Here is a 12,824-nt window from a genome sequence, read left to right on the forward strand (position 1 = left end):
CGGCATCGTCGTCTCCACCCAGGTATGTTGTGACATGTGAAAGCCAATATGGGTGTCACCGTACGAATGGTGAGGAGGCACGTCAAATGCTAGATGCGTGTTACATCTCATCGGCGGTGGAGGCGGCCGTCGATCTCGCCAACACCTGGAGGCCGATCAAGGGCGAGGACGCGCTGGAGACCGTGGAACAGCTCCAGGACTTCTTCGCCGACCATCCGCCTGCCGGACCGGGCGAGCCGTCGAGCTCGGCCACGGACCGGGGGACCGGTCCCTCGCGGCGTCTCACCCGCGCCGACCTGACGGAGGTTCGCGCACTGCGCGAAACGGTGCGCGGTGTGCTCGAACGAGCGAGCACCGACGCGGTCGCAGCTGCGGCCCTGATCAACGACGGTCTGCGCCGCAGTCGCGCCACTCCGGTGCTGCGCCACGATCACGACCGCTGGTGGACCGAGGTCACCGCCGACACCGACCGCTGCGCGGCACACCTGGCCGCGACCACGCTCAGCGCGCTGGCTTGCGTGATCGCCACGCTCGGTCCGACTCGTCTCGGCGTATGTGCCGGGCCCCAGTGCCGGGCCACCTACGTGGACCTCTCACGCAACGGCTCAAAGCAGTACTGCACCCGAACCTGCGCGCACCGCGCCAGCGTCGCGGCCTACCGGAGTCGGCACAGCAACAGCTGAGCGTCGGAACATGACCCTCTCAGGGGCAACTCCGATGACGTTCGCCAGCGGCACCGCGGCCGCCGAGCTACTCAGCGCGGTGGAGATCCTGCGCGCATTCCACACCAGCGGCGCCCGCCAGGTCCCGGCCGGTGCCCGACGGGGTCGTGCCGGCGCGGTGTGGCTGCCTCAACCTGGCTGTGCACAACCCCCGAACACCACCGATCGCCAGTTGTCAGATAATTGCGTGTTATCTGACAATCAGGCCGATCGTTCCTGGGGCGACGTCCCCCGCGGCGGCACCCCTTCCCGCGTGTTATCTGACATTGGAGGGTCCGGTGGACGTCGAAGTGTTCGAGCCCGGCACCGTCACGGTCAGCGTACGGGCCATCGACAATGGCGACTGGCGCGAGATCGGCCGCCACACCGACGTCGTCGACGCCCTCGACGTGGTGAGCACTTGCGGGTTCCTGGTCCGTGCCGTCGACTACGGCATCGAGCCCGGCACAGCCGTGCGCGTGACCATCCTCGGTGAGGCCAGCGAAGCAACCGACTCGTACGTCACCCATGCGCAGTGATCGACCAGTCTCCCCCAACCGTGAACCGGCGTCGCCGACTGGCGTCCCGACGGCCGAGGGGCTGGCGTCGTTCCTGCGGCATCTGGCCGGTCGGCGTGGCCGGTCCGGCCGGGTCACCTCGCCGCAGACCGTGCGCGCCTACACCTCGGCCCTGCCGACCGCGTTCGCCGGCATCGCCGACCTCAGCCAACTGGCCGGGCCCGGCCTCGAACAACTCCACACGAACATCCGCACCGCCTGGGGTGACGCGGCGCCCTCGACGTTCAACGCTCGCCGGGCCGCGGTCGGCTCCGCGCTGGACTACTTCGCCGGACAGGACTGGGCGCCCGACGCGGCTACCGTGCTGGCCGGGCTCAATCGGGAACATCAGCCCAAGCCGACCGATGTGCGCGTGCGCGGCCGCGACCAGATCGACCGCCTCATCGCGGACAAGCGCCACCCGCTGGCCGACCGGACACTGTGGGCGATGCTCTACGCCACCGCGGCCGCGCCGACGAAGTACTCCACCTGGACGTCGACAAACTGGACCGGGCCAACCGCCGCGCCCGCACCGTCCGCAAGGGCGGTAAGGACGACGACCTGCTCTACGACGTGCGCACCGCCCGACAGCTCGGCCGCCGACGCAGCGGCCCGCTATTCTTGTCGACCCGCCGCGCGGCCGAAGACGGCACCTCGCTGGACGGCGAGTTCGACCCGGCCACCCGGCGACGCCGGATGAGCTACCGCACCGCCGAGCGCCACCTCGGTACGGCCACCGGAGGCTGGGACCTGCACGATTTGCGGCACTCCCGGCTCACCCACGCTGGCGAGGACGGCGCCACCGAGTCCGACCTGATGAACCTCTCCGGCCACGAGGACCGCCGTACGTTACAGCGATACCTCAAGCCCTCCAAGGAAGGCACCCACCGCCGCCTGGACGAGATCGACGCTCAACGCGGTACCCGGACCCCCAGCGCGGATGAACTCGCCGCCCGCATGGCGACGAGTTGATCGGGCCGTCGCCTACTTCCGCACCGGTCCTTTCCCGTAGCCATCACCGCAGGTCAGGCAAATCCGCCCGATTTTCGGCGGATGCTACGGCTACCCCCGGTCGTGCCCGACAAGCCCAGCTCCAGTGCCGTAACCACACCCGCCACGTTGGCCGTCACCGTCGAACCGGTGTACCGCACCGAGCTGGTCATCGGTGACGGCGCTCTGCGCTGGGCCGGGCGCGGGCTCGGTGACCGTGATGTCCCGACCCTGTGTGTCACCGACGGCACCTCCCTGTCCGCGCCGGTGCTGCGACGGCCATGCGGGCAGTTGTGCCTTCTGGCGGAGCGCGCCCATGCCCTGCGCCTGAGGCGGTCACGCCACATCACACCGGCCCGTGAGCCCGCCACGGTGATGTTCGGGGCCGGCCGGGCCATCGACATCCGGTGCGCTGACCGGACTTCCAGCTCACCGACTGCACCGTGTGGACAGGCGTGAACGGAGTGGATGTGGTCCACGCGGTGCCGGACTACCTCTGGATCGCCACTGCCCACCCGGTCCCGCTCGATGACCCAGTTGGGATCGACGCATTGGCCCGAGCGCTGGCCGCTGTCGCCGCTGTCCCCACGCCCGCGGCCAGAGCGCGCGGTGTCGGCCTCGGGCGTCGAGGACGCCTGCATTCCGGGGGTCGTGTCGTCGGAGACGGTCTCGGATGCTGTGGGGGCGGTGGCAGAATCGGTGATCACGGCGGGGTTCCCGTCCAGTGTTCACAGCACCCGGTGGGGTCGCTCTCTTCACCTGCGAGGTGGCGGCCGAGCCACGCTCAGCTCGGCGCGGGTCGCATCCAGGCGTCGGCGAGCATCGCGGTGGCGCCCGGTGTGCCGGTGTGGCTTCGGGGGTGGTGGGTCCGCGGGACAGCATCCGTGGACCCACCATGCTCATGTGGTCGCGTCGGAGGGCGCCAGCGGGTGTGGCTCGTTGGTCAGCGCCGCGACGGACGCGGCGATCTCGTGGATGGATGCGCGGGTGTAGATCGAGGTGGTGGCCGCGTCGCGGTCCTTGGCGTGCCCGGCGAACGCCTGCGCGACGGCGAAGCCGAAGTTGCGCTCGACCCAGGTCAGCGTGGTGTGCCGCAGCCAGTGCGCACTGACCTGTTGCGTGGCCACCCACGGCAGGCACTCGCCCAGCCGGGTCCAGATGTAGTCGTAGCGGCGCCGGGTGATCGGCTCACCACTGCGATAGCGCAGCAGTTGCTCGTCGCGGTCCCCGGTTCCCCGGTTGCTGACATGGTCGAGCAGCGCATTCATCAGCGTGGGTGACACCGGCTGCCAGCGGCTCTTCTCGCCCTTCTCCCGCAGATAGACCAGGCAGTCGTCCTGATCCAGATCGCGGGGCTGCAGTCCCAGGGCACCGCCCCGGCGGCAGGCCGTCTCGGTGTGCAGGCGGACGATGAGGGCGTCCAGGGCAGGGTCGTCCCCGGTCGTGGACACCGTCTCGTTGATTTCGTCCAGGCGGGTGTCGGTGATCGCCCGGCGCAGGGATTCCGCCCGCCGGGGCTTGGGCACTTTCAGCGCCGGGTTGAACGACTCGGGAATGAGCCCGTCGTTGCCCGCGTGCCGGTATAGGCACCGCATCGCGCCGATGAAGTTCTCCACCGCACCCAGGCCCCCATGCGCGTTGCGGCGGCGGACGGTGTTGGCCTTGACCCATTCGGCGAACTGTTTGATCTCGGTCGGGGTGGGTTCGTCGATCCGCCGCGGCCCCCACCGCTCGACGACCCGATTCCAGTACGAGCCATAGGTACGCAGGGCGCCGCTGCTGACCGCACCGGCCACCACGGGCACGTACTCGGCGAACGTCGGCGCGGTCGAGGTGACGGTGGTGGCGGCGAGGTCCTCGGGCGTGATTCCCATGCTGGCCAGCAATTGCTTGGCCGCCTGGATCTGCGCCGGGGCAGGGGTATTAGCCATGGCCCACGCTCCACCGGTCGAGGATCGCCTGGAAGTGATCGGTGAGCGCGTCGTGTACCAGGCGGACGCTGGTGACGATCATCAGTTTCCGGTCGGGGATCGCGGTGAGCACCACGGTGTCGCCGGGCTGGATCTGGCACCGCTGCCGCATCCGTGAGGGAAGCGTGAGGTACGCCTTGCGGGTATGGCAGTAGAGCCCGTCGGGCGCGGAACGGATGACCACGGCCTCGCCGACAACGGTGATGTCGAGTGGTTCGCCGGGTTTCCAGGACAGCGCGGACGCCAGGACCAGGTCGGCGACGCGTCCGGAGTCATCCACCTTGGCGATGGAATACAGCGATGCCATCGGGGGCGGATCGCTATCGACGGGAATGTCCGCCACCGGCAGGGAAGTACCGGCTGAGGGAAATGCGGAGGCCGCGTCAATACCGCTGGTGGGAAGGTGGACGCCGGGCACAATCCGGTCACTCACAGCGACCACCGTCCGAGGGGTGGTTCGCCGGGCTGCGTGCTCGGGATGGGCACGGAACGCTGTGCCCGCGTGACCGTGAGTGCGGCGACACCACAGTGACCAGTGATGCTGTGGAGTGGGGTAAAAATGCGTGTCTGTGTGTCCGAGGGGGGCGTGCACACTAACCACACGCCTCCAACTGCACGACGTCAGTCAATAGAGTTGCCGGTCCAGCCTGCTCCAGCTGTCCCGCTGCGCCGTACCCGCATTGAGCGCCGCAGTGCGCCAACCGTGCCTACGCGACACACGGCTGCTGTTGGTCGGGGGACGATCTTCGCACGCCCCCATTGGCTGAAGAGAGGCCTGGGCACGATGGCGGTGGCTGAATCTTCCTTGGAAACAGCCAGTCACGCAGGTCACTCGTGCCCGGCTCACCCCAACCTGTCAGCACGGTCCGATGCTCCGCAGCCGAGCAGAGTTGTCGGTCGCAACGACCGTCTCAACTCACATGGGCATCGCTGTGGTTCGGCTGGCATGTCGAAGCCGACTGCGAGTCGACAGAACTTTACCTGCCAGGTGACCATTGAGCGAATTTTCCTTCGCTGACCAAAGTTGGCCTATTCGACCTCATGTGGAAGTTGACGATTGAACTCAGCAGCCGCTTCCGTGAGCCATGGAAATCTTGCAGCGTCCCGATGCTTCTTTTTGGAGCTAGTTCCCAGTGATGCATCCAGTAGCTCAAGAAATAGGGCATTACACTCCTGAAGATTGAGACTATACTTTCCCTTTATGTATAGGTAGACGGCAGCTATTCGCTCCCACAGGTGAACTTCATTCTCATACTCTTTGTCTCGGCGAATCTCATTGATGGCACCTTCGAGCGTCTCAGGGAATACTTCCTTGAGCGCCTCATGAGTAAGGCGAACTCGCCACGCATCTACCTTAGGCAGATGGTCATGAAAAAAGGACGGATTTCTTGCAAGTTCGTTAAGGGGGACTTCAACTGTCGGTAGAGACCTGCGATACTCCGTGGCCAACTGGACCCGGCGAAGGGTTTGATATATTTCCGGCTTGACGACAGCAAGGATCTCGGCTGCAATCTCGTTTGAGTCCTTGTCGCTTGTTACAAGCGCAACCTTGTCGGCAAGCCATGCGCTATACTCCAACACGTCATCTCGTGAAACGCCATGCCAAATCGGTAGGACGACCTTCTCTTTGCCCACTTCCCGCGTTAGCAGAGAGCGGTATTCATACTCCGGCCATGCTTTCTTGAGGAAACTCTTCGTTATAACTAGCAGTCCAAATTTGGATTCACGAAGACCTCGATCAATACTCCCAGACAGGCTATCGCCAACTTGCAAAGAATGTTCGTCGTACCAAACGCTCACATGAAACCGATTGAGTCGAGTTACGAGTGGGCGAACAAATTCTCCCTTGTCTTCATAGGCATGAGAGATGAACAGATCGTACTTGAAGCTCATATGCACCTCCGACTTAGGTCAGTTTATGAGTGAGACGTTGACGATAATTGTCTAGTAGGATTTGACGAGCTTTATTTGCGGTTGATTCGTGAATATGTGGCATCAAAAGTCGGTGGGCAGTTGTGATTATCACACTGGTCGGCGCTTCGCGGGGGTGGTAGATGTCATGCCCTCCGATAACTCAGTCGCCCTGTTGCTCTGGACTAATTCTCGCCCAGTCGTTTCTAAAATCTCGATCCTCCCGTCTGTCGCGAGCAGGCTAGGCGACCGGCAGTGCGCGTGCCCGACGTTTGTGCTCCGCACGAAGTGCTCTGAGCGTTGCGTAGTACGGGCTGCGTATGTTGTGACTGATGTTCAAGGGAAATATTTCCTTGCTGATGAGCGCGTGCTCCAATTTCCACGGCTCGTCGTGGACGGTGAAAGCCACGCGCGCATGGGCCGCCATCCACTCGGAAAGCATATCCTCTCCCAGTTTCGTGAAGGTGAGCCGGGTGCCGCTCCTCCCAACCCGACGAAGCTCGATGTCCAGTTGCTCGGTTAGGTGGCAGCCAAGGGACAGCCGTAGTGTTGAGCCAAAAGCGTTGCCCCTGAAGTGGTACCTGATGCGCTGGCGGAGGTGCTGGCGGCTCGGCGGCTTGCCGTTCGCCGGTGGTGCTTTCGGCGCGATTCCCACGTAGAGCAGCGTGCCGGCATCTCCCACGCGGCAGCCCTCGGTCAGCACCCCTGGTAGGGCCTGATCGAAGTACCAGGCGTAGACACCAGGGCGAGAGGGAACGACAGAGTCCCGCACCGCCACCTCGTCGCGCGAGTACACCCGTACCGGATTCAACAGCTCGTCGACAGCCTTAACGTAATCGGCGTCGTCCCGCTTTTCTCCGAAGTCGCTCATGCGGCTACCTGACCTTACGCGTCGTGCTGAGCCGAAGCGGGCACGAGGCTACTCAGGAACCGCTGGGTCTCTGCGTCGGTGGAGTGCAGGACGGTGCCGACCATGCCGCGGGTGAGTAGGACCTTGTAGGTATGCCGGATGAGGCGGAAGTAGTCGGCCGGCTCGGCGCGGGCGACGACGGTGTCCTCGCTGGCCTTGGCGTTGGCTTCCCAGCGGTCGTTGCGCCAGACCAGGTCAGGGCCGAGGATCACGCCGTTCCAGTCGTACTCGAAGCCCTGAGCCGTGTAGATGCAGCCAACCTGGCCGAAGCCAGCGGGGTCGGTCGCCCACAGCTGGGAAGGCGGGGCGCCATCTACGCTGCGGTCTCCCTTGACGTTCCAGGGCCGGCGCCAGTCACCGATGACGATGTCGGCGGGTAGTTCGCTGCCTGGGGTCGCGTCGCTCCACGGCCAGCAGAACCCCGCCGTCATCCTTGCTCCGTAGCCGCGATCGGACTCGGTTGCCAGCTGGTGCTCCAGGTCGGCGGGGCTGCTGGCGACCCGGAGGGTGAACCGGTCCTCTCCGTCCCAGGCGACGGGGCCGCCCTCGATCAGGCCGAGCAGTCGCAGCACCCACTGCTCGTACTTGCGGCTGCCGCCACAGCGGAACTGGCCGTTGAGGTCCACCCGGAGCACTTTGAGTTCCTTGGCCTCCGCTGCGGCTTCGATCTCGGCGACGGTGCCCAACTCGCCCGGGCGCACCACCTGGTGCTCGTCGAGCAGGAACACCGGCACCCGGGCCGCGTCGAGCAACTCCACGACCTGGGGTTTGTCGCTGCGCTTGGCGGCGGGGGTGTAGCGGTTGTTGGAGGTCTCGCGGATGCGGTGCGCCTCGTCGCAGATCAGCACGGGCAGCCCGTTGCGGTCGGCGCGGGCGAAGCTGTTGAAGTACTGGAACAGCTTCTGTACCCGGGTGATGCCCTTGCCAGCGACCTTGCGCAGCGTGGTGGTGAACGACTTCGACCCGGTGGCGTGCAGCGCGGGGACCTTGCGGCGGTAGAGCTCACCCAGCACGCTGAGCGCGATCACGCTCTTGCCCGAGCCCGGCCCACCGGTGATCACGATGACTTCCTTGTGATCGGCCTGCTGTGCCCGGGTCACGGCCCGCAGTACCAGTCGGTAGGCGATCTGCTGCTCGTCGAGCAGCACGAACGCCTGCCGCTTGGTGATCTCCTCGGCGGCGACGGCCATCAACTGCCGGCTCGGCGCGATCAGGCTGGTTGTCAGCAGGTCGCCGGCTGCGGCCCCGCTGGCCGGGTCGAGCAGCGACTTCAGCCGGGCCAGCAGGTCGCTGCGGCTGGTCTGGGTGAACAGCTCACCGTGCTGGTCGGCGGGCAGGTCGAACAGGGAGGCGACCTGGCTGTCGACGGCGTTGTGCAGGTAGGCGATCCCGGCCACCGCGTCGGGCCGGTCGGCCAACACTCGGGTGAAGTCGACCAGGTAGTCGCAGTACCGGCGGACCTGGGCGATCGGGTTGAGCAGGACCCGGTTGGGTATTCCCGGCACCGTGCACAGGTCGGGGGCGTCGTCCAGGGCCGTGGCCGAGGTCCACTGCTTGAGCTCGACGACCACGTAAGAGCTCGCACCGGTCCGGGGGTGCGTGCCGGCCAAGACGACGTCGGCGCGCAGGCTGGACAGCGGCAGCGGGTACTCGACGAACATCTCGACCGCGCCGAGCCCGGCATCGATTAGGTCCTGGGCCAACATCGGCAGGCTGGCCTTCCACGCGCCGCGCTCGCCGGGGTTGGGCCGGTGCCCGTAGGTGCGGAAGAACTGGTCCGCCAGATGACCGGCTAGGGTGCCGGCGCCGCTCATCTCAAGCACGGCCTGCGCGGACTTCCGCAATAACGACATGATGAGAACTCCTTACAGCTGGGTGGCTGCCCTCCGCCGATGGTGGGAGCCAGGCGTACTGCAAAGCGGGGTAGAACGTTATCAGGGCGATCAAGGTTTCTAGTGGCGGCTCGGTGGGAGAGGTCACGTTGCGGCAGCGGTGCCGCAGCACTGCCGGATCAGCGCCGGGGTGAGCGGGCCACCGACGGGGTTGCGGACTACCGCACGGAGTTGTTTGTCCTTCACCGCCTTGTGCAGGTCGTGCGGGAAGTGGTCGGCACACCACAGCGGCTCGATGATCCCCTCAATCGCCTCAGGCTTGTTCTGCAGCACGTCCGTGACCGCGGGCCAGCGGGCCTTGAGCACCGCCCACAGCGCCAACGTCTCTGGGGGACTGGACTGCCTTCCAGCCTGCGCAGCATGCGGAGCACGCTGTATGTGTTGGTGAACAGCTTGATGCCACGCGGGTTGCCGTGCAGCAGGTGGGAGAACTTGCTCAGCATGTGCTGGGAGTACTTCTCCGCCTCGACGGCGGCCAACCGTACGGCCTCGGGCGCGATTCCACCCAAGTCGTCCGCTGCCGATTCGGCCTCCGGTGTGGCTTCCTCCTCCGGCTCCTTCTCGTCGTCCTCGCCCGGCGACACCCCCAGCAGACCAGCGAGGAAGTTCTGCCGGGGCTCCTCGCCAAGCACCGGCACGGGGATGTTGAGCTGGAAGAGCTTGTCCAGGAAGAGGTGGCCGAGGGAACTGCGGTCGCGCAGGGCGATGGCCTTCGTGTTGTTCGGGAAAGCCGGTGGGGTCGAGCCCCACAGCCGAGCCACTCCCTCCGGGAACACCCGCCTCGGGTCGGCGAGATCCGAGCCCAATGCGTTGGCGTACTCGTCCAGCCGAATCCCTTGTTCCACGGACAGGACGAAGTTCGCTGGGCCGTTGTACGCCGCCGTGCCGCGGGGCTGTAGCACGAGCTGAGGATCCGCCAGGTCCGGCAGCGTAGTAACCACCACCGACAAGCCGGCCGCACTCCCTGTTCAGCCCCGAACCAGCCCGGTGAGGTACTCCTGAGTCTCCGGATCGACCGAGTAGAGCCGGCAGCCGCGGGTCGCCCGGGTCGCGAGCACCCAGTACGTGTTGGCCGCCAGCCGGAGGTATTGCTGCGGATCGATCGCGTCAGGGATCGCCGGATCCTCGTTCGCCTTCGGGTCGGCCACCCAGCGATCGCCGCGGCGGACCAGATCCCGCCCGAACACCACCGCCCCGTACTCGTACTCCAACCCCTGCGCCGTGTAGATACAGCCGACCTGGCGGTGTCCGCCCTCGTCAGTTGCCCAGTACTGACTCTTGGGAATGAGGCCATCCCGATCCTGGAGCGCGGTCATCGCGTTCCACGGCCGGCACCAGTCGCGTTCGACCCCGTCCGGTCCGGTCCACCGGAGCGAGACATCCCCAACCAGCGAGCCCGTGCTGTCCGGTTTGGTCGTCCACGGCCAGCAGAAGCCGGCTGTGATGCGGGCAGTGTGGCCGTTGTGGGTGTGCTCCCCAATCCATTCGCCCAGCGCATCGGGGTCGAGCGAGACATCCAGGTCGTACTCCGACGCTGCCCACTGAGTCGCCGTTGTGTGTCCGAAGAGGAGCTGCTCGAGCCAGGTTACGTACCGTTGCGAACCACCGCACCGGAACTGGCCGACCAGTTCGATGTGTGTGGGCACGGCATCGAGGTCATGCGCCAGCTGCTTCAACTCGGCGACCGTATAGCCCTCGTTCGGCCTGATGACCTGGCGTTCATCGACGAACAGCACGCACACTCGCGTGCGCTTGAGCATGCGCTCGACGTGGCGTGCATTGCGGCGTAGCCGGTGGGCCTCATCGACCAGCGGCACCACAGGCTTGTCCGCATGCCGAGCGAAGCCGTCCACATGCAGGAACAACCCATCCGCTGCCGGCACCGTGACAGCGCGTTTGAGCTGCTGGTTCAATGTCCCTGATTGCGTCAGGTAACAACCGAAGACGGCACCGCCGATGGTGCGCTTGATATCGGCGACCAATCGCGCCGCGATCACCGTCTTCCCTGTCCCTGGACCACCCGACACGATGATCAGTTGCTTGCGGTCGTCGCCCCGCGCCTTCAGCACCGTTTCCAGGACGTGCAGGTGCGCCCGCTGCTGAGCACCGACCAGCCGGAACGCGGGGTTGTTCGACAGCGTTTCGTCCAGCCGCGCGAGCAATCCGTCCGATGGACGGTGTCGCACCGAGCGGAAGCGCTGAACTCGCGCGTCCTCCGGCGGTCGCAGGTCTGCAGCGGAGAACATTCCAGCCAAGTTTGTCGGCTGCTTGGCCGCCGCGACGTCGTCCCGCCCGAACAGGAACACGTCCTTGCTGCCCGGACTGGTCGCCACCACCGACCGCAGCTCATCCACCAAGTCACCCCTGGCGCTGTGCAGGTACGTGACTGCACGGGTCTCCAGGTCCAGGTCCGGCGCATCGACCCAGTCGTCGAAGTAGGCGAGGTAACCTGCGGCCTGCCGGCATGGGTGCGTGTACTGGGTACCTTGCACCCAAGTCAGCCTCGGCGAGGTCGAGTCGACCGTCGACCACTGCTTTAACTCCACGACAACCGCGGTCAGGCCACCATCCTTGCGGGCGCCGAGGAGCAAGGCATCGACCCGGTGTCCGCTGCCCGGCAGCTCGTACTCCAGCAGCAGATGCAGACCCCCGAGCTCCGCCCGGACCAGCGCCCGCAGCAGCTCAGGCCAGCTGCGGTCCCAGCTTGCCTGCTCCGACTTGCCTGGTGGCTTCCCGTACAGGGAGATGTAACGCTCTACGCACGCGGCGACGAACGCCTTCGGCGCGGCTTCCAGCGCAGCCGCTGCGTCGCTGACAGTTCCCCCGTAGACGACCATGTCCAACAGGTACCAGACACCACTGACAGTGCTGCGCCACTTGAGCGCTGCTGGTCTGTGCTCCGGCATCAGCGGGGACTACCGTCCACTTGCCCGATCCGGACTACGCTCCGTGGAAAAAGTGGTGAGGACCTGCTGTGCCCGAGATACTTTTCGTAGTTCCATGCGGACGCGCGAAACTGCTTCACGCTGCACCCGCGCGGCTGCTCTACACCGGATCAATGTTCCAGTTCGTGCTCACGGTCATCATGGAGGAGGTCGACCTCGCGAAGGCTGCCGGCCACCATGCGACCGCCACGATCTTGTCAGCCAAGCACGGACTTCTCGATCCCGACTCAGTTGTCGAGCCTTACGACTTGGCCATGACCGACCGCGGCAGTGTCCCTGCAGCAGTCGTTGCCGACCAGGTGATGGCGCTAGTCTCCATGCAGAGCCTCAAGATCCACGCTTTCCTCCCGCACTCTTATCTGTCCCGATTGCAGCTTGCCTGCAGCCTGGCCCAACGGCAGGGTGGCATGCTTTCGATTAACAACCACTACCGAACGGTCCGAGGCATCGGCGATCAGAAGCATGTGCTGTCACAGCTTCGCCAATCTCGCTCTCTCATCGATAGCCAGGTTTCCTGGCGTCAGCTGCTATCCGGTGAATCAACGGCCGACTCAACAGGCTCCAAACCTACATGACCGACAGCGCTAGTGTGCGACATTTGCGCGCCAAGCGGTAACCTGAATGCCCTGCAGGACGGGGCAGCGTGAAGTGTGCACGGACTACGCCTGTAAACAGCGGCTGGTCAGAACCAGATACGAAAAATGGGGTTCAAGTCCCTAGCGACTTGAACCCCCACGTGTCCGAGGAGCGACTTGTTCTTTATCCCTACGCCTTGAGCTGGACTGAGCGTTGTCGCTCGACCTGTCCCCAGCCATCACCCGTACATCAGCGTGGGGACAGGTTCGAACTAGGCTTCCACCTGCGCGGACAGGTCATCTTCTAGAGTGGGACGGGGTGACAAACCCCGTCCCACTCGGCACTTTCTAGTCTCTGACAAGCGCCATAGCA

11 protein-coding genes are annotated in these 12,824 nt (G+C 65.4%); 4 read left to right on the forward strand and 7 right to left on the reverse strand.

Features of this window, described 5'->3' with window-relative positions; translation table 11 throughout:
- Positions 1–86 precede the first annotated feature (86 nt).
- The 3 genes from KALB_RS20810 (at position 87) to KALB_RS44060 (ending at position 2,230) form a co-directional block, all read left to right on the forward strand.
- The gene (locus KALB_RS20810) at positions 87–683 is read left to right on the forward strand and encodes a CGNR zinc finger domain-containing protein (protein WP_025357646.1); all 597 of its coding nucleotides are present in this window, start codon (positions 87–89) and stop codon (positions 681–683) included.
- Between the two features lie 317 nt (positions 684–1,000).
- Positions 1,001–1,240: a hypothetical protein gene (locus tag KALB_RS20815; protein ID WP_042220606.1), complete on the forward strand. Its 240-nt coding sequence runs from the start codon at positions 1,001–1,003 to the stop codon at positions 1,238–1,240.
- 459 nt (positions 1,241–1,699) lie between these two features.
- Entirely contained in the window at positions 1,700–2,230 is a 531-nt protein-coding gene (locus KALB_RS44060; RefSeq protein WP_051913324.1) for a site-specific integrase, read from the forward strand.
- Positions 2,231–3,147: 917 nt separating this feature from the next.
- Here KALB_RS44060 and KALB_RS20830 read toward each other — a convergent pair.
- The 7 genes from KALB_RS20830 to KALB_RS20860 form a co-directional block, all read right to left on the reverse strand.
- Complete coding sequence (locus KALB_RS20830) at positions 3,148–4,179, reverse strand: tyrosine-type recombinase/integrase (RefSeq protein ID WP_030111078.1); 1,032 nt, start codon at positions 4,177–4,179, stop codon at positions 3,148–3,150.
- Complete coding sequence (locus tag KALB_RS20835) at positions 4,172–4,651, reverse strand: S1 domain-containing protein (RefSeq protein ID WP_148309552.1); 480 nt, start codon at positions 4,649–4,651, stop codon at positions 4,172–4,174. Before KALB_RS20835 ends, KALB_RS20830 begins: the two co-directional genes overlap by 8 nt.
- A 596-nt stretch (positions 4,652–5,247) precedes the next feature.
- Positions 5,248–6,111 (reverse strand): toll/interleukin-1 receptor domain-containing protein, encoded by an 864-nt coding sequence (locus KALB_RS45495; protein ID WP_081789431.1) that lies wholly within the window; start codon positions 6,109–6,111, stop codon positions 5,248–5,250.
- Positions 6,112–6,370: 259 nt separating this feature from the next.
- Positions 6,371–7,000 carry a GIY-YIG nuclease family protein gene (locus tag KALB_RS20840; protein ID WP_025357651.1) on the reverse strand — a complete coding sequence of 210 codons (630 nt, stop codon included), beginning with the start codon at positions 6,998–7,000 and terminating at the stop codon, positions 6,371–6,373.
- 14 nt (positions 7,001–7,014) lie between these two features.
- Positions 7,015–8,892: a DUF2075 domain-containing protein gene (locus KALB_RS20845; protein WP_025357652.1), complete on the reverse strand. Its 1,878-nt coding sequence runs from the start codon at positions 8,890–8,892 to the stop codon at positions 7,015–7,017.
- Between the two features lie 221 nt (positions 8,893–9,113).
- A complete protein-coding gene (locus KALB_RS47650) occupies positions 9,114–9,881 on the reverse strand; it encodes a hypothetical protein (RefSeq protein ID WP_158510781.1) in 768 nt (255 codons plus the stop codon).
- Positions 9,882–9,899: 18 nt separating this feature from the next.
- Entirely contained in the window at positions 9,900–11,837 is a 1,938-nt protein-coding gene (locus KALB_RS20860; protein ID WP_148309554.1) for a DNA/RNA helicase domain-containing protein, read from the reverse strand.
- A gap of 68 nt (positions 11,838–11,905) precedes the next feature.
- Here KALB_RS20860 and KALB_RS44070 point away from each other — a divergent pair, with 68 nt between their 5' ends.
- Positions 11,906–12,451 (forward strand): DUF6884 domain-containing protein, encoded by a 546-nt coding sequence (locus KALB_RS44070; RefSeq protein WP_025357656.1) that lies wholly within the window; start codon positions 11,906–11,908, stop codon positions 12,449–12,451.
- Positions 12,452–12,824 lie beyond the last annotated feature (373 nt).

The organism is Kutzneria viridogrisea DSM 43870 (assembly GCF_000525635.1).
Classification (GTDB): Bacteria; Actinomycetota; Actinomycetes; order Mycobacteriales; family Pseudonocardiaceae; genus Kutzneria; species Kutzneria viridogrisea.